The sequence below is a fragment of the Paenibacillus sp. FSL H8-0079 genome (genome assembly GCF_037991315.1).
Taxonomy (GTDB): Bacteria; Bacillota; Bacilli; order Paenibacillales; family Paenibacillaceae; genus Paenibacillus.
In genome coordinates this window covers 5,079,021-5,104,821 of sequence record NZ_CP150300.1, presented here as the reverse complement: position 1 = coordinate 5,104,821, position 25,801 = coordinate 5,079,021, and the positions used below count along the sequence as shown (strand labels likewise).

Sequence of the window (25,801 nt, the reverse complement as noted above, 5' to 3'; positions counted from 1 at the left end):
CTTTTTGGGAAAACAGGATTCAAGAAAAGTCTGAACTATGATAAAATTAAAGGCGGTTTATTTTAGATAGTGCCATAGCGCACCGTAATTCAGCAGGAGAAGTGGGGAGCTAGCAACATGACATCGATACTTCAGAGTATTCTACTGTGGTTATTGTATCTTTCATCTTTTTACGCCTTTATTCCAAGTTTGATTAGCAGGCTTTTCGGTTTTCGTGTATTCAGACGGGGAAGAAGTGACACACAATTTGCCTTAACGTTTGACGATGGGCCAGATCCACACTATACGCCGAGGCTGCTCGATCTGCTGCATCAGCATCAAGCAAAAGCAACATTTTTTGTCGTTGGAGAACATGCTGCGAGACATCCGGAACTCATTCAGCGCATACATGAGGAAGGCCATCTTATTGGTATTCATAACTATATTCACAAAACGAATTGGCTCATGCGGCCACGTACCGTTCGAAATCAGATTCTGCGAACGGGTCAGATTATTCATGAAGTAACTGGAGAGAAGACTTGTTATTATCGTCCACCTTGGGGGATTATGAATCTGTTTGATTTTTTCAGCAAGAAAGAACGTAAAATCGTACTGTGGTCTTCCATGTTTGAAGACTGGAGAAGCCGAGTAGGTGCCCAGAGATTGACCGAACGGATGCTGAAGGAACTAAGAGGTGGGGAGGTTATGCTGCTGCATGATCGAGGAACCACCCTCGGTGCTGATGCACACGCGCCGGAGCAGATGCTTCAGGCGCTGGAAGTCGTCTTGCAGGAAGCTGAACGGCTTGGGCTGCAAAGTGTACGCGTTGATACGTTGATGGGAGGTATTACAGTGAGCGAATCTAAGAACAAGACTCAATTACAGACACCGTTGAAGCTATGGAAACGAATCGTTGTTGCCTTATGGCTGGGTTGGGAGAGGTTGTTCCACTGGGTATATCATCTGCGGACGGCTTCGCCAGAGGACCCGATGCTGCATTTCAGATCCCGTGTATATCATGGTGCGCGGGTGGAGATGAATGACGGCCATGTCATTCAAAACGGAGATCCGGTGATTGAATTACATTTTGACAATCAGAAGTTGTTCGAACTTGGGGTGACTTCGCGTTCCAGTATGCACTTGGCTATTCGCATGATCCGCACGATGGAACAACAATTGCCGGATCTGGCGCGCATGATAGCACTTGAACCTGATTTACGTTCTGCGAAGGCCGTATACGGTGTGAGCATGATTAACAGAGGTCCGGAAAAGTTCGGCTTTACCATACAAGACTTGCCCCCTGGACCGTTCAGTGCTGCATCTAAAATATACCTGAAGCTGCTGTTAAGTGTGATTCATCCGGCAGGAACCAAACGTCTGAAACAGCGTACAGAACAATTGGTACCCAAGATGATAGCCATGCCACTGGACCTGCTGTTGGAACGATATGGTCAGCACACAACGCAGGTGGCAGCAACAGTAGAAGAGGATAGAGTTGGATCGCTTGTGATCGAACAAGAGATACTTCCAGAGCGGAACTAGGGCGTGTCTGAAAACTCCTAAGAGGCAGATTTTGCCGAATTTTCGTTCCAAGCCAGGAAGTTTTCCGCAGGCGTGCCGGGGCACGTCAAGGGAAAGTGACGCAGCAGGGGGCGAAAAGGCGGTAAAAGATGCACTTCAGCGAGTTTTCAGACACGTCCTAATTAGCGTAAAAGAAAAGGGTTGCTCTTCGCCAGATTTGGCAGAAGAGCAACCCTTTATTTAACATGAATTAGATACTGAGTACTCCGCCATTGCTTGCATTCGTAACCAGTTTGGAATAACGAGCCAGGTAACCAGTTTTTACTTTTGGTTCAAAGCCTTTCCAACCTGCGCGACGACGTTCAAACTCTTCGTCACTGATGTGCAATTCGATGATACGGTTGTTCAGATCCAGTTCAATGATGTCTCCTTCTTCAACAAAGGCGATTGGACCACCTTCAGCTGCTTCCGGAGAGATATGACCGATACTGATTCCGCGGGATGCGCCAGAGAAGCGTCCATCGGTGATCAGACCAACTTTGGCACCCAACCCCATACCTACGATCTGGGAAGTAGGAGCCAGCATCTCAGGCATACCTGGTCCGCCTTTTGGTCCTTCATAACGGATAACAACAACATGTCCTTCTTTTACTTTGCCGTTAGCAATACCTTCGAGCGCTTGCTCCTGGGAGTCAAAGCAGATGGCAGGACCTTTGTGGTATCCGCCAACTGAAGCATCAACTGCACCAACTTTGATGATCGCTCCTTGTGGTGCAAGGTTACCAAACAATACAGCCAAGCCGCCTTTTTCGGAATGCGGGTTATCCAGGTGGTGGATAACGTTGGTATCCTGAATTTCTTTTCCTTCTACGTTTTCACGGATAGTTTTACCTGTTACTGTAATACAGTCACCATGAATTGCGCCTGGTTTTTTGAGCAATTCGTTCAGCACTGCGCTTACGCCGCCTGCATTGTGAACATCTTCGATGTGAAGATCGGAAGCAGGAGCAAGCTTCGCCAGATGCGGAACGCGGTTAGCTACTTCATTGATACGCTCGATTGGATACTCGATGCCTGCTTCATGAGCCAGTGCCAGCGTGTGCAGTACCGTATTGGTAGATCCGCCCATCGCCATATCCAGTGCAAACGCGTTATCGATCGCTTCTACAGTAACGATATCACGTGGTTTCAAGTCCATTTTGATGAGTTCCATCAATTGGGTAGCAGATTGTTTAACAAACTCACGACGCTCAGGAGCAACGGCAAGGATCGTTCCATTACCTGGCATAGCCAGTCCCATCGCTTCAGCCAGACAGTTCATGGAGTTTGCAGTAAACATACCGGAACATGATCCACATGTTGGACAGCCGAACTGTTCAAGTTCAAGCAAGCTCTTATCATCGATCTTACCTGCTTGGTAAGCACCCACGCCTTCAAATACGGAAGTCAGAGAAAGTGCTTTACCATTACTGTCACGACCGGCTTTCATCGGTCCACCACTTACGAACAGGGTAGGGATGTTTACGCGAAGCGCACCCATCATCATGCCTGGTGTGATTTTGTCACAGTTCGGGATACATACCATGCCGTCGAACCAGTGTGCAGATACAACGGTTTCCACGGAATCCGCGATAATGTCACGGCTTGGCAGCGAGTAACGCATACCAATGTGTCCCATGGCAATACCATCATCTACTCCGATGGTGTTGAATTCGAATGGAACGCCACCGGCTTCACGAATAGCATCCTTTACAATTTTACCGAATTCCTGAAGGTGGACGTGGCCGGGCACGATATCGATGTATGAGTTACATACGGCAATAAACGGCTTGCCGAAATCCTCTTCTTTAACGCCCGCTGCGCGGAGCAAACTCCGATGTGGTGCACGGTCAAAACCTTTTTTGATCATATCGGAACGCATCTTCTTGGCTGACATGGTGTATTTCCCCCCAAATATATAATATTGAGCAACATGAATGGAAAAGTAAATGGCAGTGCATCTGTCGTTTAATTTCATCCGTACTCTAAAAAAAAGGACCGGCAAGCCGGTGTCGAGCTCCCCGTAGTTTGTGAAATTCTTTGCTGCTTTAAACCCGTGAACACCCGGTTTTTCTATTGAGTCTATCACAACCGTCGTCATATTTCTACAATCAATAGAAAGAAGCCTCAAACCATTTTCATGGAATTAGACTTCTTGATTTGCGGGAAAGCTATGATCATGTTTCGATGTGGCGTGCGGGATTCATCAGTTGCTTCCGCCTTTGCGTCCAATCTCACGATAGAATTCCTTGTTATGGGTTTCGGATGTTGCTTCGCCGCCCTTGCGGCCAATCTGCTTGTAAAAGTCAGTGTCATGGGCATCTGAAGTCGCTTCTCCACCTTTTTTTCCAATCATCTGGTAGAAGCTTCGATCATGGCTCTTGGAAGTGGCTTTCCCACCTAATCTGCCGGCTTCTTCACGGCTCATCTTGCGTTCTGACGTCGGTTGACGTGCCATTACAAATCACTCCTTACAACGATAAGTTGTTTTTTGTAGCGCGTATCCCTAATTTACCACCTTATTTCCAGCCTGAAACAACACACCAGGATAGAATCGATAGCGAAGAGATCCGTCAGAGCTTTAGGCCGACCGTTTAAATATCTCATGCCGATCGAAAGAAAAGCGGGATATATCTGGTTCAATTAAGGGTTTGAACGTGTGACGTACAGCTGGCAGAGCCAGCGTGACTGCGAACAGTACGGCAATGAGAAGTATGACTGGGATATACGCCGAACTTCCCATATAACTGTAGACTCCAGACCAGATCGCAAGACGAACGAGAAACCCGTGCAGCAGGAACACATAGAGTGTGCGTCGTCCAAGGTCCGTCAGTCTGGAAGTCAAGGAAGGTACCCAGGCCAAGAACAGTGCTGCCGATGCAATTTCCAGCAAGTATACACCCAGTCGGAAGATGCCGGCATACCATTCATGATGACCCAGCTCGGCGTACGTCATGCTGCCCAGTAACCATCCCGATGAAATATTCAAACCTCCATACCCGATCCATACCAACAGGGCAGCAGAGAGGATAGCTGCCGTTTTTCGCCCCCAACCGGATAATATTCGAGAACGAATGGATGCTCCATAGTCATAACCGATGACAAAGAACGGCAAGAATACAAACGTACGGCTGAAGCTGAGCCAGAACCCATCGATGGGCAAATACCCGGCAATTACACCGAGCGCAATCGATCCAATCAATCGATATATCGGTTTCCATGAAATCGTAAGACGGAGTAAAAGTCTCCAACAGAAATGACTCGCGAGAAACCATAACAGCAAGTAAGGTGCAAAGAAGGATAGCCGCATATGGGGTGTGTGGAACACGGTAAAGTCCATTAATGCATACAAGGACTGAAACAGTACATATTGTAAGGCAATCTGCTTCAAAACGTTTCGCCCAGGCGCGCCTTGGAGTGAGTGTGTCGCAAAGTACCCGGTTACCCATACAAAGAGTGGCATGTGAAACGTATATATCCACAGGAACAGAGCTTCCGCTCCTGCAAAGCGTGTGATGAGTGGTTCAAGTGCATTACCTGCAAGGACACAGACGATAAGCATAAAGCGCAGATTGTAAAAGAAAGATTCCTGATCATCCTGGATCAGTGTCTGATTTTTCATGGTGCAGCCCCCTTATAGACCCTTTTTGTAAGGTCGTTTGCATCTGTAATAAGGGTAATATGGATGTACATTGTCTATTGTGATTTAATTCACATTAGTAAGCGTTATCTTTTCTCAAAGCTGTGACAAAAAATGAACGCTCCGGGATTGACAACGGTTGCATAGAGGATGACAATAGTAACAGAAGATGAGGAAATGTAAATATAAGGAGGGAAGAAATCATGTCAACGAGTCCCTATCCAAGCCCGGAAATTATTACATTTGGGGAAAGTATGGGTTTGCTGACTGCCAAGGATACAAGAGGGCTGGAATATGCGGCCACACTGGAAAAGTCGTTCGGGGGTGCCGAGAGCAACCTGGCTATTGGCGTATCCCGGCTGGGGCATACCAGTGGTTGGTTTGGACGTTTGGGCAATGATCCGATCGGTAACATGATTCTGAAAGCCATTCGCGGTGAAGGCGTAGATGTCTCCCGAGTACGGTTAAGTGATCACGAGCCCACCGGTTTGATGATTCGTGAGAACGCTTCCGGGAAAGCCTCGGTACATTATTATAGGAAGCTATCCGCTGCAAGTGCGATCACACCTGATGATCTGGATCCCGATTATATTGCGGGGGCGAAGATACTTCACCTTACAGGTATTACCGCAGCGATAAGCCCTTCCGGTCTTGCTACGGTAGAAGCCGCCATACATATTGCCAAACAGGCAGGTGTGAAAGTAAGCTTTGATCCGAATCTGCGTCTCAAACTATGGTCAGCGGATGAGGCCCGTCCAGTTTTACTGCGTCTGGCTGAACTCGCGGATTATTTTTTACCGGGTCTGGACGAGATGAAACTTCTCTATCACGAAGAAAATGATCAAAAAGTACTTGAGCGTCTATCTGCCATGAAGGCCGTGTGCATCGTGAAGGGTGGCCCTGATTTGACCTACGTATTAGCGAATGGTACCCTAACGGAAGTTCCGTACTTTAAAGCGGAGCATGTTCTGGATACGGTAGGAGCAGGAGATGGATTCTGCGCGGGATTTTTATCAGGCTTATTAAAAGGATACTCCCCGCAGGAAGCAACCCGTCTCGGCAATTTGACCGGTTCCATGGTTATACAGGCTGTTGGCGATTGGGAGGCGCTCCCGACGTGGGGGCAGGTCGAGGCCAAGCTGAACAATGTTGCCCATGTTGAGCGCTAGTCGCTGCTGAAATCATATATGTCTCATCTTCGTTCTTAAATGTAAGGCTTGTATACACAACCACCACATTGATAAGGGAGAGAATGAAATGAAGAAGCTTCAGCTGTTGCAAAAAATTACGGATAATGGTGTTGTGGCGGTTCTGCGTGCAGATTCTGCGGATCAAGTCATTGCCATGGCCGAGCAAGCGATTGCGGGTGGCATTAAAGTTATCGAGATTACGATGACAGTACCCAGTGCCCTCAAAGCCATTGAAAAATTAAGCCGTGTATACCACTGGAACACACAAGACCCAGAGAAATTCGCGATTATTGGTGCGGGGACGGTGCTTGAACCGCAGACGGCGAGAGCAGCTATTATGTCAGGTGCCGAGTTTGTAGTCGGACCTTCCCTGAACCCGGATACCGTGCAGATTTGCAACCTGTACCGAATTCCAATTCTGCCTGGTGTGATGACGATTGCTGACGTGCAGCGCGCATTGGAACTCGGCGTGGACATTGTGAAGTTGTTCCCGGGTAACCTGTATGATCCTACGATTATCAAAACGATGAAGGGTCCTATGCCGCAGGCGAATTTTATGCCAACTGGCGGGGTATCCTTGTCTAATCTGGGGGATTGGATCAAGGGTGGAGCAGTGGCTGTAGGGATCGGCTCCGACTTGACATCGGAAGCTGTGAAGACGGGTGACCTGAGTCATGTCCGTCGCAGAGCGGAACAATATATGGATGCTTACCGCAAGGCCAAGGCTGAATAATATTTTTCAATTCGTAGAAGGGGAGCCTGATGAACGAAGGCTCCCAATTCTGTGAGCCGCGGCACCTGCGGAAGTGAAGAAAGGTGATTAAGTTGAGAAATCGGTATAATACAGGGCGCAAGAAGAGGGGCATCGGGAAATTCCTGCTCGTACTTCTGGCGCTCATTGTCATTGGATGTGGATTTGTTGCGTGGAAATTATTCACACCGTACGGTCCACAGGAAACAGCTCAAACGGCCATGGCTACAGCCAATCAGGTGACGGTGAGCGAACAAGAGAACTGGATTGATTTTGTGCCAGACAAACCGGCTGGGAAAAGCGTGCTTTTCTATCCTGGTGGACTGGTAAAACCGGAAAGTTATGCACCACTTGCGCATGAGCTGGCTGCTGCGGGTCATCACACGATTATTGCCAAGATGCCAGTTAACCTGGCAGTGCTTAAGCCAAACTTGGCAGATGAGATTCTGGCTGCATATCCAGAGGAACAATTTGTTATGGGTGGACACTCTCTCGGCGGATCCATGGCTGCACGTTATGTAGCCGCACATCCAGATGCACTTCACGGGATCTTCTTCTTGGCATCTTACCCGGATGAAAAAGGAAGCGTAAAGTCACTTGGAATACCTGCTTTATCTATTCTGGGTACTAAAGATGAGGTCGTGAATGCCGAGAAGTATCAGAATGGACGCATGTATCTTCCAGAGGACACGGTATATTACACCATTGAAGGTGGAAACCACGCCCAGTTCGGTGATTATGGTCATCAAAAAGGGGATGGCGAGCCGGAAGTGAGTGGAGAAGAACAGCTGAATCAGACCGTAAAGACAGTTCTGGCTTGGTTAAGTACCATCAAGTAATGATTGCCAGACTCATCACCGGAGGTGATACGGATGACCATGCTTCAAGTCCATGGAGCGCAGATTCCATGTAAAGGTATCCTGTTCGATAAAGATGGAACACTGTTGGAATTCCTCCAGTTATGGGGACCGTGGGCAGAGACGTTGCTCAATCAGTTAAAAACACGTATGAATGAGCTTGGAGCTTCATTTACGGTTGAACTGGAGCATGTTCTCGGCACCATCCATAATGCACAAGGTCATATTGTTGGATATGATCCGCAAGGTCCGCTCGCCATTGCGACTGTTGATGAGTGCACGGGATTGCTTGCGGGGCAGCTATATGCGGCAGGCATGCCATGGAATGAAGCGATCACAACGATACGCCAATTTTCAAGTGTGGCCATGCGAGAGGTTAGGCAAAGGAAACTGGCTGAACCAATGCCCGGATTGCTGGATTTCTTGCAGAATTGCAAGGCAGCAGACATACCGCTGGCAGTCGTCACATCAGACAGTACAGCGGCAGCAGAAACACATCTGGATTGGATGGGGATCCGTTCCTTTTTCACATCCATTGTGGGCTGTGATCGGGTGACCCAGGGTAAACCAGATGGAGAAGCAGCACTCTTGGCTTGCCGTGAATTACATATCGATCCTAGAGAGGCCGTTGTAATTGGGGACAGTAATGGGGATATGCAGATGGGGCGACACGCGGGAGTATCTTATACGCTCGGTTACTGTCAACAGTCAGATCAAGGATCGCACCTGGTTGATGCCCATGCCATCATTCGTCATTATAATGAGATAAGCGTGATTATATAAGTCACCCTGGCTTGGTTGGACTATATAAATTGAACTAACATTTACACGAAATGGAGAGGACAGAAATAACCTGAAGAAGCGGAGCGTTCGCCTAAAAGCTTTCTAACAGAAAGCTACATCGGAAGCATATGCTATCCTCGGATTTATCCTTTATAAAGGGAATCAAAAAAATCTGGGAATAACAGCGATCGGAAGGTTGTTCTGTCATCGTAGTGGCCAGTGTAAATATTCTTTAGTTCAATTTATATAGTAAATAAAAGGAGGAGAGAGGATGAACGCAACAGAACAACTGGCTGCTTGGATTCAGGAAAGCTCCCAAATTGTTTTTTTTGGAGGAGCCGGGACTTCAACAGAAAGCGGGATTCCCGACTTCCGCTCGGCTGCGGGTCTTTATCAGACGGAGCAGCATTCGCCTTATCCACCGGAAGAATTGTTAAGCCGGCATTTTTTTGATCAACATGCTGATATTTTCTATGATTTTTATCGTGGCAAAATGCTTCATCCGAATGCCGAACCGAATGGGTGTCATCGACTGTTGGCCCGTCTGGAGCAGGAGGGGAAACTTCAGGCAGTCATCACGCAAAATATTGACGGACTGCATCAGAAGGCAGGCAACAGCAATGTCTTTGAGCTTCACGGCTCAGTTCATCGTAATGCCTGCATGGATTGCAGGCAGTTTTATACGCTGAATGATATTATGCAATCCCAAGATACCGTACCTCGCTGTACCGCATGTGGTGGTGTGATCAAGCCGGATGTGGTGCTGTACGAAGAGGAACTGGATCAGACGACATTGTATCGCTCCATTGATGCACTGTCTTCTGCAGATCTGTTACTCGTGGGAGGCACGTCACTGACGGTATATCCAGCGGCCCAGTTAATTACGTATTTTCAGGGAAAACATACCGTTCTGTTGAATGCTACACCTACCGCCTATGACCGTAGAGCTGATTTGCTGATTACAGAGCCGATCGGTGAGGTAATGAATAATGTGGACCAGCTTCTTGGTTAAACGTATGGACTGAATAACCGCATTCTCCGGCATAGACCGGACACAAGAGGCGGAACCTGGGGAAAGAAGGGATTCATAATGGTCTACGTAGCAAGCGATACTCGCTATGAAACGATGAAATATAACCGCGTTGGGCGTTCAGGTTTGAAATTGCCAGCGATTTCACTGGGGCTGTGGCATAATTTTGGCGGTATTAACAATGCCGAGAATGGCCGTAATATGATTACCCGTTCATTTGATCTGGGTATTACCCATTTTGACCTTGCCAACAATTATGGCCCACCGGCAGGTTCGGCAGAGCAACTATTTGGACAGATACTGGCTTCGGATCTGAAACCTTATCGTGATGAACTTGTGATCTCTACCAAAGCGGGATATTATATGTGGCCCGGGCCGTATGGCGAGTGGGGTTCACGCAAAAATCTGGTATCCAGTCTGAATCAAAGCTTGAATCGTATGGGCCTGGATTATGTAGACATTTTCTATTCACATCGGTATGATCCCGAAACGCCTTTGGAAGAAACGATGATGGCACTGGATCATATTGTTCGCTCGGGCAAAGCCCTCTATGTAGGAATCTCCAACTATCCTGCAGAGCAGACAAGACAGGCCGCCGAAATTCTGAAAGGTCTGGGTACGCCATTGTTAATCCATCAACCGAAATACTCCCTGCTGGAGCGCTGGATTGAAGATGGTTTGCAGGACGTGCTGGATGAGTATGGAACAGGCAGTATTGCATTCTGTCCATTGGCACAAGGCGTGCTGACGAACAAATACTTGAATGGTATCCCGGAAGACTCACGTGCCAAAGGTCCGTCGGTATTCCTGAATGAGAACAACATCTCTCCAGAGACGCTCCGCAAAGTACGTGCGCTGAATCAGATTGCAGCAGCCCGTGGTCAGAGTTTGGCCCAATTTGCACTCTCCTGGGTGCTGCGGAATGGCAGAGTAACTTCTGCGCTGATTGGCGCAAGTCGTCCTTCTCAGATTGAAGAGAATGTGGCTGCACTCAGCCAATTGGATTTCTCTACAGAGGAATTGGAACGGATTGAATCCATTCTGTCTCCGGAGCCTGATGACAAATAAATAAAGTGCAAAAGGTGCATCTTAGCCATAATGGCGGAATGCACCTTTTTTGTCGTATATGGTTCCGTAACGTTGTTCAACGTCTATTTTGTTGAGTGTTCTTCTGTAACCCCTGATGTGGCGAGCGGGACAGGATTTTCTCTCGATACAAGCTGGGCGCTTCACCGTGAAATCGTTTGAACTGTTTGGAGAAATACAGCGCGTCTGGCAGTCCGACCGATGCAGATACCTGTTCGATGGACAGATCCGGGCGTTCCCTGAGGAGTTGGCGCGACTTGTCGATCCGCAGTTTTAGCAGATAAGTGACTGGTGAAAGTCCGGTTTCCTGTTTGAAAATACGGGATAGATACGCACGGTTGTAACCGAGACTCGCAGACATTTGTTCAATGGAGACAGGATAGGCATATTGGGTGGACATATATTGTATCATCTGTTTCACCGTACGTCGGATGGAGGATTCACCAGGAATTAAGGTTTGACCCTGCGAAAGGTGATTTTGTGCTTCGGCTAGAATCATATATAACGTACCCAGTGATGTGAAATGGGAGCTTTCTTTGCGCTCAGCAAAAGCATTTTGCATCACGGATAGCCAATCGGACATTCCACAAGAGGGTCCGGCGTGAAAAACGGACTTCTCCGGGCGGAATCCCGCCTCATCGGCATGCTGGGCAGCCTGGCTGCCCGTGAAGGCGATCCAGCGGTATTGCCATGGGTTACGGGCATGGGACTGGTAGCTCACCAGTTGCCCGGGATGAATGAGGAAACAATCACCTGCGGATAACTCGTAGGTGTGCAGTTCGGTACGGAACGTACCCGCCCCTTTTTCTACATAGTGCAGCAGATAATAATCAAACAGTTTGGGTCCGAGGGCGTGCCCCGGAAGTGTCTGGCTTGCTCCGGCAAACAGGACATGCAATGCCCCTTGTTCATAATAGACCGGATTGGAGGCAACCGAATAACTGAGTGCTCCGCTTTTACCGGAAGGTGATTCCTGTATTTTTTCTATAGAAGATGCAAGAGGTTCTTTCTTGATGTTGGATTGGTCTGCCATGGTCGTTTCCTTCTTTCCGGGATGCTTCGATCATTATACGCCTTAAGGTCACATTTATCCATATGAAACACACATGGTTGCATTACAAGAGGCATCGCTTTCTTATATAATAACATTAAGAAAACCACAACAACGAGGCGAGGTGCACCAGCAGTGAACGTAACTGAATTGAAACAAAAGTTTATTGAGAAGTACGGAGAGAGTGGAGCGGACATCCGTGTATTTCATGCCCCTGGGCGTGTGAATCTGATCGGTGAGCACATTGACTATAACGGTGGATACGTGCTTCCGGCAGCACTTGAATTCGGAACAACATTAATTATCCGTGAGCGTCAGGATAACAAGTTGCAACTGGCTTCCACGAACATGTCTTATGAAGGAGCATTGGATACTTCCACCATCGGTAAAGAGAAAACCGGAGAATGGATCGACTATCCTGTTGGTGTCATGGTTGAACTGCAAGGTAAAGGCGTCAATGTAACGAAAGGGTACGACTTCCTGTACCACGGGGAGATTCCGAACGGGGCAGGACTTTCATCGTCTGCATCTCTGGAGGTACTCACGGGATTCGCGATTCAGTCTCTGGAGGGCGTATCGGATATTGATACAGTTCAACTGGCGCTTCTTTCCCAAAAGGCAGAGAATGAGTTCGTCGGTGTCAACTGTGGGATCATGGATCAGTTCGCTGTCGCAAACGGTGCTCAGGATCATGCGATCCTGCTGATGTGTGACACACTGGAGTATGAAAAAGTTCCTTTCCGTACAGGTGCCTACAAATTGGTCATCGGTAACACAAACAAACGTCGTGGTCTGGTGGATTCGGCTTACAATGAACGTCGTTCTCAATGCGAGCAGGCACTTGCCATCTTGAAGGAACAGCTGCCTGCACTGAATTACCTGGCTCAATTGACACCAGAGCAGTTCGTAACGCTACAGGATCAGATCAAGGATGTGAAAGTAAGACAGCGTGCACAACATGTTGTAGAAGAGAACGCTCGTGTGCTTGCATCGGTCGAAGCATTGCAGGGTAATGATCTGGAAACCTTCGGCAAGCTGATGAACGCTTCTCATGAATCGCTTCGCGACTTGTACGAAGTAAGCTGTGATGAGCTGGATGTTATGGTCGAAGAAGCTCAGCGGATTCCAGGCACGCTCGGTGCTCGGATGACTGGCGCAGGATTTGGTGGTTGTACCGTATCGCTTGTGCATGAAGATGATGTCGAGCGTTTTGTAAGTGAAGTGGGCGCTGCATATGAAGCGCGTACCCGTCTCAAAGGTGATTTTTATGTGTGCGGCGTAGGCGACGGTGTTAAAGAATTGAAGGAGGCGAAGTAAAATGGCAATTTTGGTGACAGGTGGAGCAGGGTATATTGGATCTCATACGGTAGCAGCATTGTTGGAACGTGGGGAAGAGGTTGTCGTACTGGATAACTTGCAGACAGGGCATCGTGAGGCGTTGCTCGGTGGTAAGTTGTATGAAGGGGATCTGCGTGACAAAGAAATTCTGGCGAAGCTGTTCGCTGAAAATTCAATTGATGCAGTCATTCACTTTGCGGCTAACTCACTCGTAGGCGAAAGTATGAAAGACCCGGTTAAATATTATGACAACAATGTGTTTGGTACACTCTGTCTGTTGGAAGCGATGAATGCAGCGAACGTACGCCGCATCGTCTTCTCTTCTACAGCAGCTACTTACGGTGAGCCTGAAAAAGTGCCAATCGAAGAAAGCGATCGTACAGAGCCAACCAACGTATATGGCGAAACAAAGCTAATGATGGAACGCATGATGTCATGGTTCGATAAAGTTCAGGATATCAAATACGTTTCCCTGCGTTACTTCAATGCAGCCGGTGCTCATGACAGCGGTAAAATTGGTGAAGATCACCAACCAGAGAGTCACCTGATTCCACTGGTGCTGCAAACGGCTTTGAAACAACGTCCGCACATCGCTGTGTTTGGTGACGACTATGCTACAGAAGACGGAACATGTATCCGCGACTATATCCACGTGAGCGACTTGGCTGATGCGCATCTGCGTGCAGTAGATTATCTTCGCAAAGGTGAGAACAGTAACGTGTTTAACTTGGGTAATGGTACAGGATTCTCGGTGAAACAAGTGATCGAAACAGCTAAAAAAGTAACTGGCCTCGATATCCCGGTTGTACAGGAGCCACGTCGTGCAGGTGATCCGGCTGTGCTGGTAGCTTCATCTGCAAAAGCGAGATCTGTGCTGGGTTGGAATCCGAAATGGACCAATCTGGAAGATGTTATTCAAAGCGCTTGGAGCTGGCACCAATCACGTCCTGACGGCTACGGAAAAAACTAGGAGGCGAACACCTTATGTCACAGACTCATATTGCAGCAGGTGCCACAGAGCGGACACCGGAGCAGCAGGAAGCACTGCATGCCATTGAACGTCTGGTTGCATTTGCCTTGCAGAAACAATTAATCGAGGAAGCGGATTGGGATTATAGCCGCAACCTTCTGCTGGAACAATTCGGATTCTCAGAGCCTTATGCTGGAGAGTTGGACACGACAGTGCCCGATGGTCCACAGGCGATGCTGGATACGTTGATTGATTATGGATTCACCATTGGACTCATTCCTGAAAATAGCGATACATTCCGTGATTTGCTGGATGCGAAAATCATGGGTCATTTGATGGCACGCCCTTCCGAAGTGGTACGTGCATTCCGCCACACGGAGCAGACGGAAGGCATTGAGGCGGCCACATCTCAATTCTATGACTTGTCGATTAACTCCAACTACATTCGTATGGATCGGATCTCGAAGAACGTCTACTGGACACAGGACACGGCCTATGGAGACATGGAGATTACTATTAACCTGTCGAAACCGGAGAAAAGTCCCAAGGAAATTGCTATGGCGAAATTGCTTCCGCCACCGGTATATCCAAAATGCCAGCTGTGTCGTGAAAATGTAGGCTACGCTGGTCGGGTGAATCACCCGGCCCGCCAGAATCTGAGAGTCATTCCGCTGGAGCTTAACAGCGAGCCTTGGTTGTTCCAATACTCGCCGTATGTGTACTACAACGAGCACTGCATCATTTTCCATCATGATCATGTGCCGATGAAGCTGACGAAGGATACACTGCGCAGACTACTTGCCTTTGTCGGGGAGTATCCGCATTACTTTATCGGATCTAACGCGGATTTGCCGATCGTAGGTGGATCGATTCTGACACATGACCACTTCCAAGGTGGTCGTCATACATTCGCGATTCAAAATGCACAGCCAGAGGCGGTCTTCCACCATGCGGATGCACCTGGACTTACATTGAGTCTCGTTAAATGGCCAATGTCCGTGATGCGTCTGGCTTCACACGATTCTGCAGAGCTGCTTGAAGCGGGTAACGCTGTATATGAAGCGTGGAAGGTCTACAGTGATTCAGCTGTGGATATCGAAGCGTTCAGTGAAGTGGACGGGGAACAAGTACCACACAATACGGTAACACCAATCGTTCGTCGCAGTGCAGACGGTGGCTATGAGATGGATCTTGTATTGCGTAACAATCGTACGAATGATGTGCATCCAGAAGGGATTTTCCATCCGCACCGTGAGATGCACCATCTGAAGAAAGAAAACATTGGTCTGATCGAAGTGATGGGACTTGCCATCCTGCCAGGTCGTTTGAAAGAAGAACTGGACAGTATCGCGGATATCCTCGCTGGCGATGCCAAGCTTGCTGAAGCAGCTAAAGCTTCTGATCATGTGTTGAACAAGCATCTGGGCTGGGCAGAAGAATTGATTAAACGGTTTGGTCCTAAGCTGGACAAAGAACAAGCTATTGCCATTGTACAGCAGGAAGTCGGCTTGAAATTTGCCGAGATTCTAGAGCATGCAGGTGTCTACAAATATGATGAAGCAGGACGCCAAGCTTTCCGTCGTTTTGTAAGCAGCATGGGATACACTGAATAACAGGTATAACGACGAACACCAGCCCATACAAGGGCTGGTGTTTTTTAATATAAATTTGCAACGGAGTCGCGAGTCAGTCGTTTATTCTGTTGGAATTGAACGATAGAGCAGGGCAGCCAGCTCGGCTCGGGTTAGGAACTCCTCCGGCCTGAACTGTCCGTGATATCCCAGAACCATTCGAGTCTCGGCCAGTGTGGCAATATAATCATGAGCCCAGTGGGAGGATGGCACATCCTCGAAAGAACTTGTTTGAATTAGCGGCAGGTCCAGAGCGAGCACCAGAATTTTCGCTGCCTCAGCCCGTGTAAGTGCGGCGTCCGGATGGAAGAAATCATTCAAGTCGTTTGAGTCGTTCGAGCGGTGGAAGCCGTCAATAAGGCCAATCTGCTGTAGTCGAGATATAGATTCAAAGTAGGGATGTCCGGGCTCTACATCTGCAAAGGGAGTGGCTTTTCGAAGTATTGGTAGCTCAAACGTCCCGCTGATTATACCGGCCATGTGTTTACGTAAGATGGGCTGATTAGGCCTGAATGTGGCATCAGGGTAGCCCGTTATAAGACCACGTGCAGCGATACTTTCAATCATCAAGCGTGCCCAGTGGGTTGAAATATCTTTGAACACGATGGGAGTCAAAGGTGTTGTTGGAACTTTAGGTTTAGATTCAACATTAGGTTTAGGTTCGGCTGTAGGCTTCGTTCCCGTTTCAAGTTCCTGAGATGATGTGACAGTATGAGAGCTACTTGGCCAGAAAGAAGAACTACCACCACTGTTTTCAGAGCTATTCGTTATTACCCATTTGGCATATAGCGTTATGTCCCGACTTACGGTATCACTAGAAAAATTCCAGGGAAGTGATAATGCCGAATCTATGTACCAACCATCAAATGAAAAACCACTCTTGCTGGGCTGAGTGGGCGGCGCAATCGCTTGATTGAGCCTAGCAATAGTATCTAATACAGGGCTTCCGCCGCGAGAGTCAAAAGAGACTGTCAAAGCTGAAATGGGATCTTCCTTATTAGTGACTTTGGACGCAGTTGTAATTGAACTCGTCCACTTGGCGTACAGCGTGATGTCCCCAGTCACGACATCGGTATCAAAACTCCAGGGAAGGGAGTAAACCGAATCTATATACCAGCCTTCAAATGAGAAGTCATCCTTGGTAGGTTGCGTGGGAGGCACAATGGTTTGCCCATAAGTGGCTTGAGTGACCGCAACCGGGGTCCCTCCATTGGAGTCGAAGGAGACGACCATATTCAATTTTTGAAAGGGAATGCTATAAAAGTTAGCGAAGTTTTGAGCCTCGGAAGGATCAAAACCCGTAATAATAAGGGATGAGTTACCATCAAACGCTAAGAAACCAATTGACAAGACACTAGCTGGAATGAAGACAGTTGCCAAGCGATTGTCCGCAAATGCCATCGCCCCGATAGAGGAGACACTATCCGAAATGACGACAGAAGTCAGTTGATTGTCCATAAATGTAGCATGTCCTATGGAAGAGACACGATTTGGAATAACAATGGAAGTCAGCTGGTTAGATGCAAATGCCCAGTTCCCAATAGTTGAGACATTCTCTGGGATAACGACAGTAGTCAGTTTATTGTTTGTAAATGCACTATTTCCGATCGACATAACAGTCTCAGGAATAACGACAGAGACCAGTTGGTTGTTAGTGAATGTGGAGTTCCCAATCGTGGATACACTATCCGGAATGACGACAGAAGTCAGCTGGTTGTATGCAAAGGCCAAGTCTCCAATAGTCGTGACAGTCTCTGGAATGACGACAGAAGTCAGTTGATTGATTTCAAATGCCCTTTCTCCAATCGTGGAGACGGTATGCGGAATAACTACAGAAGTCAAATGATCGCTGTAAAATGCTTTTTCACCAATAGAAGTAACTAGTTGACCGCCAATGGTTTCGGGAATAATGACATCTTTCGAAGTGCCCACATAGTCGTTTATTGTGATTCCATGAGCATTAGCGCTCGTTATGAAGTCTTTTTCTTTATTCGGCTCAGCATACATAACCATCTGTCCCGAGGGTACGAGGAACATTAGCAAAGCAAAGACGAAAATGCTTGCTTTTTTCAATCCAATAACCTCCTTATTTATGTTAAGGATTTTGAAGTCCTTGTGGTTACAGTACAACTGTTAGATGAGATTAACAATACTGAATCTCCAATAGGTCAAGCTGAGGGCATGTGGGGTTCCAGTATTTTGAATAACACTCATATTTGTTGTCTGAAATGGAAGATGCCAGTTCCCACATGTATAATGGTGGAAAGCCATTGAAAAACATAATCAATGAGGAAACGGGGACGAATAATTGGAAAAGCAGGCATTGAATATTCCGTTGATTACAGATGCAGAGGAACTGCAAAGCATGGTGGGTGAACCTCATGAACATGTGCGTAACAAGGCAATTTCATTTGTGGATTCACATGTTCAGAATTTTCTATCCATGTCACCATTATTTTTCCTCTCCACGTCCGATCGTGATGGGAAAAGTGATGTATCCCCACGGGGCGATGGAGCGGGATTCGTAAAAGTATATGATACATATCGGCTTGTCTATCCCGAACGCCCAGGCAATCGGCGGATAGACTCCTTGTTGAACATCTTGTCTAACCCTGGTATTGGTATGCTCTTTTTGATTCCGGGTCTGAATGAAGTGCTGCGCATTAATGGTGCAGCGACCATTACCAAGGATGAAGAATTTATCGCGAGTATGGGCTGGAGCGGTAAAACGATTGGTGCGGCTGTCATTGTGGATGTGGAAGAATGCTTTATCCATTGTCCGCGGGCATTCAAACAAGCTGGATTATGGTCTGCTGAAACATGGGTGGACGCTGAGGATTTGCCTTCCACGAGCGATATGTTTCGAGCCCATTTGGAGATTAACGGGTTGTTATAAAGTGAGTGGCTATCGATTTGTTTTTCTATAAACGGGGTACTATAATTGGAGTTGCACTAAAATTCTAAACTCCATTGGAGGCGACAATAGATATGAAATCTTTCCAATTCTATAATCCAACCCGACTGATTTTCGGTAAAGGACAACTGGAAGCATTGAAAACAGAAGTGCCGAAATACGGTAAACGGGTTCTGCTTGTATATGGTGGCGGCAGTATCAAACGCAGTGGTTTGTACGATCAAGTCATCGGTTTGCTTAAGGAAGCTGGAGCAGAAGTGACAGAACTGGCTGGCGTGGAACCTAACCCGCGTCTTTCTACGGTGCATAAAGGGGTAGACCTCTGCAAAACAAATAATATCGACCTGATCCTCGCTGTAGGTGGCGGTAGTGTATTAGATTGCTCCAAAGCTATTGCTGTAGGTGCTAAATATGATGGCGATATGTGGGACTTTGCTCAGCGCAAAGCCGTTGCACAGGATGCTCTTCCACTCGGTACCGTATTGACGATGGCAGCAACGGGTTCGGAGATGAACTCCGGTTCGGTTATTACCAATCAGGATACACAAGAAAAACTGGGCTGGGGCAGCGCCTATTCATTCCCTGCATTCTCCATCCTGGATCCGGTGAATACATACACTGTTCCGCTGGACCAAACGGTATACGGTATGGTGGATATGATGTCCCACGTATTGGAGCATTACTTCCATCTGGATGCCAACACACCGGTTCAACTCGGCTTCTGTGAGACGATTCTGCGTACCGTAATGGAAGCAGCACCGCGTCTGGTAGAAGATCTGGAGAACTATGAACTGCGTGAAACAATTCTGTATTGCGGAACGATGGCATTGAATGGTGTACTGAATATGGGTCTCGCAGGAGACTGGGCAACACATAATATCGAACACGCGGTATCCGCAGTGTATGACATCCCACATGGTGGTGGACTGGCGATCTTGTTCCCACACTGGATGAAACATAACTTGGATGTAAATGTGGACCGATTCAAACGCCTGGCGATCAATGTATTCGAAGTGAGTCCTGAAGGCAAGTCGGACAGACAGATTGCCGAAGAAGGTATTGATGCTCTCAGCAAATTCTGGACTTCCATTGGTGCCCCTAACCGTTTGGCTGATTATGATATCGATGATAGCCAAATCGACGTTATGGCTGATAAAGCGATGTTGTTCGGCCCATTCGGTAATTTCAAGAAACTGCAACGGGAAGATGTTGTATCCATCTACAAAGCTTCTCTGTAATTCTAAAATCACTGACAAGCGAACGGACACATCCTGATGTCTAATGACCGCAAGTCTCCTTCATGGAGGCTTGCGGTTTTTTTTATTCAATACCCATTATCGGATCCAGAATACATTTGAGGAAAGATTTTGAAACATTTTGATGTTAGTTACGTATTTATTTACATGTGGAATGCTCAGATAGGATAAATTTGCGGCAGAGAGAGGAGGAACAGGGGATGGAAACAATTTATTGGGGGTGTCTAATCGGAGGGGCGATATTTGCGGTTGTCAGCCTTGTGCTGGGTGACTTGATTGATGGCTTGATTGACGGAGCCTTCGAAATGCCAGGTCTTGATTTTTTCAAACCCGTTGTTTTAGCTGGTTCTATTACAACCTTTGGTGGAGCAGGCATTATGCTGACACGTTATAGTTCCTTAAGTACGATGTCTGCTCTAATACTATCCCTGCTTATAGGTATTGCTGCAGCCATGCTGGTATTCTTCGCATATATCAAACCGATGCGTAACAGCGATGTCTCCATTACATTTTCAATGAAAGAGTTAGCAGGGAAAATTGGGGAAATCACCATTCCGGTGCCAGAAAAAGGTTTTGGCGAAGTGATGATCCGTTTTGCTTCCGGTAGTACGATTCAGACAGCATCCAGTTTCGAACACCTCCCCATTGCGGCGGGAGCGCGTGTTGTTGTGGTGGATGTTGTAGATGGCGTACTGCGTGTGTCGGAATGGGATGAGGATGTACTTAAAGATTTATAAAGTAGTCTAATCACCTAAGTAGTTTAAGCAATCATAAATGAATAAGGGGAGAGATGTGGAATGGATTTAAATTGGGATGTGTTGTTGATTCCTGCAGTTGTTGTTGGTGTGATTCTGATTTTGGGTTTGGCTTTTTGGGCGAGATACAAAACGGTTGGACCGGATGAAGCGATGATCGTTACTGGATCATTCCTGGGTAGCAAAAATATTTCCGATGATGACTCTGGGCGGAAAATTAAAATTGTTCGTGGTGGCGGTGCATTTATCCTGCCGATATTCCAGCAATCTGAGTTTATCTCCTTGTTATCACACAAGCTGGATGTCTCCACACCTGAAGTGTACACGGAACAGGGTGTTCCAGTTATTGCTGATGGTGTCGCTATTATCAAGGTTGGTGGCGCTGTAGAGGACGTTGCTACGGCAGCGGAGCAATTCATCGGTAAACCTGTAGAAGCGCTGAGAAGCGAAGCACAGGAGGTACTTGAGGGGCATTTGCGGGCCATCCTCGGTACGATGACGGTGGAAGAAGTATATCGCAACCGGGATCGGTTTGCGCAAGAGGTTCAAGGAGTCGCAGCTAGAGATCTGAAGAAAATGGGACTGCAGATTGTCTCATTTACCATCAAGGATGTTCGAGACAAACAGGGATACCTGGATGCTCTCGGTAAACCGAGAATTGCGGCCGTGAAGCGTGATGCCGAGATTGCCGAAGCGGAAGCGATGCGTGATGCACGTATTCAAAAGGCCAATGCGGAAGAGCAGGGTCAAAAAGCGGAGTTGCTGCGTGATACCAATATCGCCGAGGCAGCCAAAGAGAAAGAACTGAAAGTAGCCACATTTAAGCGGGATCAGGATACAGCGAAAGCGGAAGCCGATCAGGCGTACCATATCCATGAAGCACGTGCGAGACAGACCGTGGTGGAAGAAGAAATGAAGGTTGAACTCGTTCGTAAAGAACGTGAGATCGATCTGCAGGAAAAAGAAATCGTCGTACGTGAGAAGCAATATGATGCCGAAGTGAAGAAAAAGGCCGAAGCGGATCGTTATGCGGTGGAGCAGGCGGCCGAAGCGGATAAAGCCAAGAGAATGCGTGAAGCCGATGCGGTACAGTACTCGATCGAAACGCATGCTAAAGCAACTGCTGAACAGAAACGACTTGAAGGTCAGGCTATGGCGGATGCGGAACTCGCCAAAGGTACAGCGGATGCAGAGGTTATTCGTCTACGTGGTCTTGCTGAAGCAGAAGCGAAAGAAAAACTGGCTGAGGCGTTCCAGAAGTTTGGCGAAGCGGCTGTACTCGATATCATTGTCAAAATGTTGCCTGAACTGGCCGGCAAAATTGCAGAGCCAATTGCATCCATTGATAAACTGACTGTGGTAGATACAGGTAAAGGTGAAGGTGCCACGCGGGTTAGTAACTATGTTACCGAGTTAATGGCCACAGCTCCAGAGATGCTCAAGAGTGTATCCGGCATCGATGTAGAGCAGCTGATTAAAGGCCTTACCAAGTCCAAAACACCTGCGCCGGTTGCCATCCAACAGAGCGAGACTGTAACAACCCCTTCTATAATCGACAAGATTGTGGAAAGAGCTGGGGTTGACGAGTAAGAAGCACTTCGAATGTTGCATGGTTGCTCTATTGACCTAAAGGCGAAATTTTGTTACTTTTTAAGCGAGACGTCCGGCGCGATTTGCCTGCTCCGGATGTCTTTTCGTTCTTAACTAGGGTGTGACTTATCACATCTAAGATGGTGTGAAAAAGAGGTGCAAACTTTGAGTAGCCTGCATGTAGCCAAAGCGCTAAATAATAATGTAATCATCGCACAGCATCCTGAACATGGGGAAGTCGTCGTGATTGGTAAAGGCATCGGCTTCAACAGGAAAACCAATGACATTATTCCACTAATGGCTGTGGAGAAGATGTTCATTTTGAGAAACCAGCAAGAGCAAGAGCAGTACAAGCAGCTACTTCCACAGGTGGATGAAGCGCTGATCGAGATTATTAACGAAGTCATTACGTATATTGCAGAGCGTACGGACGTTCCTCTGAATGAACATATCCATATTGCATTAACCGATCATATTTCTTTCGCGTTAAAACGCAAGGAGCAGGGAATTGTCATACAGAACCCGTTTCTATATGAAACCCGTGAGATATATCCTGAAGAATATCGGATGGGAGAATACGCTGTTCGTCTGATCAAGGAGAAAATGGGTGTAGATCTGGGGATGGACGAGATTGGTTTTGTTGCCCTTCATATCTATAGCGCAATGACTAACCAGAATATATCCCAGGTACGTGAACACTCACAGCTGATCACCGATTTGGTGAACCTGGTGTCCGACCAACTCGATTATTCGTTTGAAACGGAATCGCTTGACTACTCCCGTTTGCTGACTCATCTTCGATTCGCTCTTGAGCGTGTTCGTCGTGGAGACAAAGTCGAAGAACTTCATAAATTGGATTCGCTGCTTAAGTTGGAGTACCCCGAAATGTACTCGCTTGCATGGAAGCTGACCAAGGTAATGGAGAAAAGGCTGAGTCTGCCAGTCTATCCTGCGGAAGTAGGCTATCTGACCATACATCTTCAACGGCTGTATCAGCGGAAAGAAGAAGAGAATAAGTGAAATCATTCCATTGATGGAATGCGGGATTGATTTTTTTGCTGTAAAGGCTTGCAATGGATTAGAACTGGTGCTACAATGGTCTCCGTAATCAAGCAACTGAATAAACAAAAGCGACGTGTTACTGACTCGATCAGGCATGAGTTAATTAGAGTGTGATTGTTCTTTCCTTGTACAGGGTATGCTATACCCCAAGGTTGGTACAGTTCACTTTATTAATTCATGCCTTTTTTGTGTCCCCTTGCTTGCATCACGACACACAACTTAGACGAAAGGGAGAATACGACGCGATGTTTAAAAAGCTTTTCGGTGTCTTGCAAAGAGTCGGTAAAGCTCTCATGTTGCCTGTAGCCATTCTGCCTGCGGCAGGTTTGCTGCTCGGAATCGGTAACATGCTGGTTAATCCAGACTTTTTGCAATATGTAACAGCGCTCGACACCCCATGGGTGAACTCGATCGCAACAATTATGATGAACGCAGGTCAGATCGTATTCGATAATCTGGCATTGCTGTTCGCCGTCGGTGTAGCCGTCGGATTGGCCGGTGGCGAAGGGGTTGCGGGTCTTGCAGCCATCATCGGTTATCTGGTCATGAACGTCACACTGGGTACCGCGGTAGGAGTTACCCCGGCAATGATCGGCGAAGTACCGGGTTATGCCAGCATCCTGGGTATCCCAACATTAAGTACAGGCGTGTTCGGAGGTATTATTATAGGTATTGCCGCCGCGCTGTGTTACAATCGATTCTTCAAAATCGAACTGCCGTCTTACCTGGGTTTCTTTGCAGGTAAACGCTTTGTTCCGATTATCACTTCGGTTGTTTCACTCTTAATTGGTTTGCTTCTCGTGATAATCTGGCCACCGATTCAAAATGGATTGAATGCTGTGTCTCACTTCATGGTAGATACAAGCCCGACATTGTCGGCATTTATCTTCGGAGTCGTGGAACGGTCATTAATTCCGTTCGGTCTTCACCACATTTTCTACTCCCCATTCTGGTTTGAGTTCGGTGAGTACGTAAACAAAGCTGGAGATGTGATTCGTGGAGACCAGCAGATCTTCTTCAATCAATTGCGTGATGGTGCAGACCTCACAGCGGGAACGTTCCAGGTTGGTAAATTCCCGTTCATGATGTTCGGTTTGCCAGCAGCTGCACTTGCGATGTACCATGAAGCAAGACCAGAACACAAGAAGTATGTTGCAGGGATCATGGGTTCGGCAGCGTTGACTTCGTTCCTGACAGGGATCACAGAACCACTTGAATTTTCGTTCCTGTTTGTAGCTCCAATCCTGTTTGCAGTACACTGTATCTTTGCAGGTTTGTCTTTCATGACCATGCAAATTCTGGGTGTCAAGATCGGTATGACCTTCTCCGGTGGGTTCATTGACTTCCTGATCTTCGGTATTATTCCGAACCGTACACCATGGTGGGACGTGATTATCGTCGGCCTGATTCTTGCAGTGATCTACTATTTCGGTTTCCGATTGATCATTCGCAAATTCAATCTCAAAACACCAGGACGCGAAGATGCAACGCCTGAAACAGCATCTGGCGGAGGTTCCGGTTCAACGGATGATCTGCCTCATAACATTCTCGAAGCTTTTGGTGGCAAGGAGAATATCAAACATCTGGACGCTTGTATTACTCGTTTGCGTATTGAAGTTAATGAGAAATCCAATGTGAAAAAAGATCGTTTGAAACAATTGGGTGCATCTGGTGTGCTTGAAGTGGGTAATAATGTTCAAGCCATCTTCGGAACACGTTCCGATACGATTAAATCTCAAATGCAGGATATTATTGCAGGACGAACACCAGCACCAACGCCAGCAGCTGCTAAACCAACTCCTGAAGAGGAGAAGGCACAGGGTGAGCAAGGCGAGCGTATCGTTGCTGAGGATATCGTGATGCCAGTCAATGGTGAATTGCTGGACATTTCGAACGTACCTGATCCGGTCTTTGCTGAGAAAATGACAGGTGATGGGTTCGCAATTTTGCCACATGATGGCACAATAACTTCTCCTGTGTATGGTAAAGTGTTTAATGTATTTCCAAGCAAACATGCCGTGGGCATCATGTCTGACGGTGGCAAGGAAGTGCTTGTTCATATAGGTGTGAATACAGTGAAGCTGAAAGGTCAAGGCTTTAACGTACTGGTGCAGGAAGGTGATCTGGTATCGGCTGGTCAGCCGATTATGGAAGTGGATCTGGAGTATGTCAAAGCAAACGCTCCATCGATCATTTCACCAGTTATTTTCACCAACCTGCCAGAGGGCTCCACAGTGACCTTGAAGAAGAGTGGAGTGCTCAAAGTTGGCGATCAGCCAATCATTGAGATAAAATAAGAAGTGTTACGACGATGGCAAGCAAGTGTAAATATATGCAATGCCTAAACCAAATTACTGA

General features: G+C 47.3%; 20 protein-coding genes and 1 pseudogene. 16 read left to right on the top strand and 5 right to left on the bottom strand.

From position 1 onward, the window contains the following. Nucleotides 1-117 precede the first annotated feature (117 nt). The gene (locus MHI06_RS22825; RefSeq protein WP_340399208.1) at nucleotides 118-1,521 is read left to right on the top strand and encodes a polysaccharide deacetylase family protein; all 1,404 of its coding nucleotides are present in this window, start codon (nucleotides 118-120) and stop codon (nucleotides 1,519-1,521) included. A 229-nt stretch (nucleotides 1,522-1,750) separates the two neighbouring features. Here MHI06_RS22825 and ilvD read toward each other — a convergent pair whose 3' ends face one another. The 3 genes and pseudogenes from ilvD to MHI06_RS22810 all read right to left on the bottom strand — a co-directional run bounded on the left by ilvD (nucleotide 1,751) and on the right by MHI06_RS22810 (nucleotide 5,161). Beyond that, nucleotides 1,751-3,436: a dihydroxy-acid dehydratase gene (gene ilvD, locus MHI06_RS22820; RefSeq protein WP_036616973.1), complete on the bottom strand. Its 1,686-nt coding sequence runs from the start codon at nucleotides 3,434-3,436 to the stop codon at nucleotides 1,751-1,753. Between the two features lie 318 nt (nucleotides 3,437-3,754). Further along, a pseudogene (locus MHI06_RS22815) lies at nucleotides 3,755-3,997 on the bottom strand (general stress protein); the annotation flags it as partial. A gap of 123 nt (nucleotides 3,998-4,120) precedes the next feature. Next, nucleotides 4,121-5,161, bottom strand: a complete 1,041-nt coding sequence (locus MHI06_RS22810) for a fucose 4-O-acetylase (protein ID WP_169481844.1) — start codon at nucleotides 5,159-5,161, stop codon at nucleotides 4,121-4,123. Between the two features lie 221 nt (nucleotides 5,162-5,382). On the opposite strand from MHI06_RS22810, the gene MHI06_RS22805 reads away from it, so the two are divergent. The 6 genes from MHI06_RS22805 (at nucleotide 5,383) to mgrA (ending at nucleotide 10,858) form a co-directional block, all read left to right on the top strand. Beyond that, nucleotides 5,383-6,348 carry a sugar kinase gene (locus tag MHI06_RS22805; protein ID WP_340399207.1) on the top strand — a complete coding sequence of 322 codons (966 nt, stop codon included), beginning with the start codon at nucleotides 5,383-5,385 and terminating at the stop codon, nucleotides 6,346-6,348. 88 nt (nucleotides 6,349-6,436) lie between these two features. Beyond that, nucleotides 6,437-7,102 carry a bifunctional 2-keto-4-hydroxyglutarate aldolase/2-keto-3-deoxy-6-phosphogluconate aldolase gene (locus MHI06_RS22800; RefSeq protein WP_169481846.1) on the top strand — a complete coding sequence of 222 codons (666 nt, stop codon included), beginning with the start codon at nucleotides 6,437-6,439 and terminating at the stop codon, nucleotides 7,100-7,102. Between the two features lie 92 nt (nucleotides 7,103-7,194). Beyond that, nucleotides 7,195-7,959 (top strand): alpha/beta fold hydrolase, encoded by a 765-nt coding sequence (locus MHI06_RS22795; RefSeq protein WP_340402173.1) that lies wholly within the window; start codon nucleotides 7,195-7,197, stop codon nucleotides 7,957-7,959. Between the two features lie 33 nt (nucleotides 7,960-7,992). After that, nucleotides 7,993-8,760, top strand: coding sequence for an HAD family hydrolase (locus tag MHI06_RS22790; RefSeq protein ID WP_340399206.1), 768 nt, complete (start codon nucleotides 7,993-7,995; stop codon nucleotides 8,758-8,760). A gap of 271 nt (nucleotides 8,761-9,031) precedes the next feature. After that, the gene (locus MHI06_RS22785; RefSeq protein WP_340399205.1) at nucleotides 9,032-9,772 is read left to right on the top strand and encodes an NAD-dependent protein deacylase; all 741 of its coding nucleotides are present in this window, start codon (nucleotides 9,032-9,034) and stop codon (nucleotides 9,770-9,772) included. 78 nt (nucleotides 9,773-9,850) lie between these two features. Then, nucleotides 9,851-10,858 carry an L-glyceraldehyde 3-phosphate reductase gene (mgrA, locus tag MHI06_RS22780; protein ID WP_340399204.1) on the top strand — a complete coding sequence of 336 codons (1,008 nt, stop codon included), beginning with the start codon at nucleotides 9,851-9,853 and terminating at the stop codon, nucleotides 10,856-10,858. A gap of 76 nt (nucleotides 10,859-10,934) precedes the next feature. Here mgrA and MHI06_RS22775 read toward each other — a convergent pair whose 3' ends face one another. Continuing rightward, the gene (locus tag MHI06_RS22775) at nucleotides 10,935-11,909 is read right to left on the bottom strand and encodes an AraC family transcriptional regulator (protein WP_340399203.1); all 975 of its coding nucleotides are present in this window, start codon (nucleotides 11,907-11,909) and stop codon (nucleotides 10,935-10,937) included. Between the two features lie 153 nt (nucleotides 11,910-12,062). Between MHI06_RS22775 and MHI06_RS22770 the strand changes: the two genes are divergently transcribed. The 3 genes from MHI06_RS22770 to MHI06_RS22760 are packed head-to-tail and all read left to right on the top strand — an operon-like array spanning nucleotide 12,063 to nucleotide 15,848. Next, nucleotides 12,063-13,244: a galactokinase gene (locus MHI06_RS22770; RefSeq protein ID WP_340399202.1), complete on the top strand. Its 1,182-nt coding sequence runs from the start codon at nucleotides 12,063-12,065 to the stop codon at nucleotides 13,242-13,244. A 1-nt stretch (nucleotide 13,245) separates the two neighbouring features. Then, the gene (galE, locus tag MHI06_RS22765; protein ID WP_017686840.1) at nucleotides 13,246-14,235 is read left to right on the top strand and encodes a UDP-glucose 4-epimerase GalE; all 990 of its coding nucleotides are present in this window, start codon (nucleotides 13,246-13,248) and stop codon (nucleotides 14,233-14,235) included. A 14-nt stretch (nucleotides 14,236-14,249) separates the two neighbouring features. Then, on the top strand, nucleotides 14,250-15,848 hold the full coding sequence (locus MHI06_RS22760; protein ID WP_340399201.1) for a UDP-glucose--hexose-1-phosphate uridylyltransferase: 1,599 nt from the start codon (nucleotides 14,250-14,252) through the stop codon (nucleotides 15,846-15,848). 81 nt (nucleotides 15,849-15,929) lie between these two features. On the opposite strand, the gene MHI06_RS22755 is transcribed toward MHI06_RS22760, so the two are convergent. Then, on the bottom strand, nucleotides 15,930-17,939 hold the full coding sequence (locus tag MHI06_RS22755) for a leucine-rich repeat protein (RefSeq protein WP_340399200.1): 2,010 nt from the start codon (nucleotides 17,937-17,939) through the stop codon (nucleotides 15,930-15,932). 235 nt (nucleotides 17,940-18,174) lie between these two features. On the opposite strand from MHI06_RS22755, the gene MHI06_RS22750 reads away from it, so the two are divergent. From MHI06_RS22750 to ptsG, 6 genes are all read left to right on the top strand, one after another. Further along, nucleotides 18,175-18,762, top strand: a complete 588-nt coding sequence (locus tag MHI06_RS22750) for an MSMEG_1061 family FMN-dependent PPOX-type flavoprotein (protein WP_248278215.1) — start codon at nucleotides 18,175-18,177, stop codon at nucleotides 18,760-18,762. 92 nt (nucleotides 18,763-18,854) lie between these two features. Next, on the top strand, nucleotides 18,855-20,018 hold the full coding sequence (locus MHI06_RS22745; RefSeq protein WP_340399199.1) for an iron-containing alcohol dehydrogenase: 1,164 nt from the start codon (nucleotides 18,855-18,857) through the stop codon (nucleotides 20,016-20,018). A 218-nt stretch (nucleotides 20,019-20,236) separates the two neighbouring features. Beyond that, nucleotides 20,237-20,773, top strand: coding sequence for a protease (locus MHI06_RS22740; protein WP_340399198.1), 537 nt, complete (start codon nucleotides 20,237-20,239; stop codon nucleotides 20,771-20,773). Nucleotides 20,774-20,833: 60 nt separating this feature from the next. Then, nucleotides 20,834-22,381 (top strand): flotillin family protein, encoded by a 1,548-nt coding sequence (locus tag MHI06_RS22735; protein ID WP_340399197.1) that lies wholly within the window; start codon nucleotides 20,834-20,836, stop codon nucleotides 22,379-22,381. Between the two features lie 165 nt (nucleotides 22,382-22,546). Further along, the gene (locus tag MHI06_RS22730; RefSeq protein WP_169481857.1) at nucleotides 22,547-23,401 is read left to right on the top strand and encodes a PRD domain-containing protein; all 855 of its coding nucleotides are present in this window, start codon (nucleotides 22,547-22,549) and stop codon (nucleotides 23,399-23,401) included. Between the two features lie 287 nt (nucleotides 23,402-23,688). Beyond that, a complete protein-coding gene (gene ptsG / locus MHI06_RS22725) occupies nucleotides 23,689-25,740 on the top strand; it encodes a glucose-specific PTS transporter subunit IIBC (protein WP_169481858.1) in 2,052 nt (683 codons plus the stop codon). Nucleotides 25,741-25,801 lie beyond the last annotated feature (61 nt).

Excerpts from the sequence above, each read along its gene's own strand:
- MHI06_RS22825 (WP_340399208.1), top strand. The coding sequence starts at position 118 with ATGACATCGATACTTCAGAGTATTCTACTGTGGTTATTGTATCTTTCA.
- ilvD (WP_036616973.1), bottom strand. The coding sequence starts at position 3,436 with ATGTCAGCCAAGAAGATGCGTTCCGATATGATCAAAAAAGGTTTTGAC.
- MHI06_RS22810 (WP_169481844.1), bottom strand. The coding sequence starts at position 5,161 with ATGAAAAATCAGACACTGATCCAGGATGATCAGGAATCTTTCTTTTAC.
- MHI06_RS22805 (WP_340399207.1), top strand. The coding sequence starts at position 5,383 with ATGTCAACGAGTCCCTATCCAAGCCCGGAAATTATTACATTTGGGGAA.
- MHI06_RS22800 (WP_169481846.1), top strand. The coding sequence starts at position 6,437 with ATGAAGAAGCTTCAGCTGTTGCAAAAAATTACGGATAATGGTGTTGTG.
- MHI06_RS22790 (WP_340399206.1), top strand. The coding sequence starts at position 7,993 with ATGACCATGCTTCAAGTCCATGGAGCGCAGATTCCATGTAAAGGTATC.
- MHI06_RS22785 (WP_340399205.1), top strand. The coding sequence starts at position 9,032 with ATGAACGCAACAGAACAACTGGCTGCTTGGATTCAGGAAAGCTCCCAA.
- mgrA (WP_340399204.1), top strand. The coding sequence starts at position 9,851 with ATGGTCTACGTAGCAAGCGATACTCGCTATGAAACGATGAAATATAAC.
- MHI06_RS22775 (WP_340399203.1), bottom strand. The coding sequence starts at position 11,909 with ATGGCAGACCAATCCAACATCAAGAAAGAACCTCTTGCATCTTCTATA.
- galE (WP_017686840.1), top strand. The coding sequence starts at position 13,246 with ATGGCAATTTTGGTGACAGGTGGAGCAGGGTATATTGGATCTCATACG.
- MHI06_RS22760 (WP_340399201.1), top strand. The coding sequence starts at position 14,250 with ATGTCACAGACTCATATTGCAGCAGGTGCCACAGAGCGGACACCGGAG.
- MHI06_RS22745 (WP_340399199.1), top strand. The coding sequence starts at position 18,855 with ATGAAATCTTTCCAATTCTATAATCCAACCCGACTGATTTTCGGTAAA.
- MHI06_RS22740 (WP_340399198.1), top strand. The coding sequence starts at position 20,237 with ATGGAAACAATTTATTGGGGGTGTCTAATCGGAGGGGCGATATTTGCG.
- MHI06_RS22735 (WP_340399197.1), top strand. The coding sequence starts at position 20,834 with ATGGATTTAAATTGGGATGTGTTGTTGATTCCTGCAGTTGTTGTTGGT.
- ptsG (WP_169481858.1), top strand. The coding sequence starts at position 23,689 with ATGTTTAAAAAGCTTTTCGGTGTCTTGCAAAGAGTCGGTAAAGCTCTC.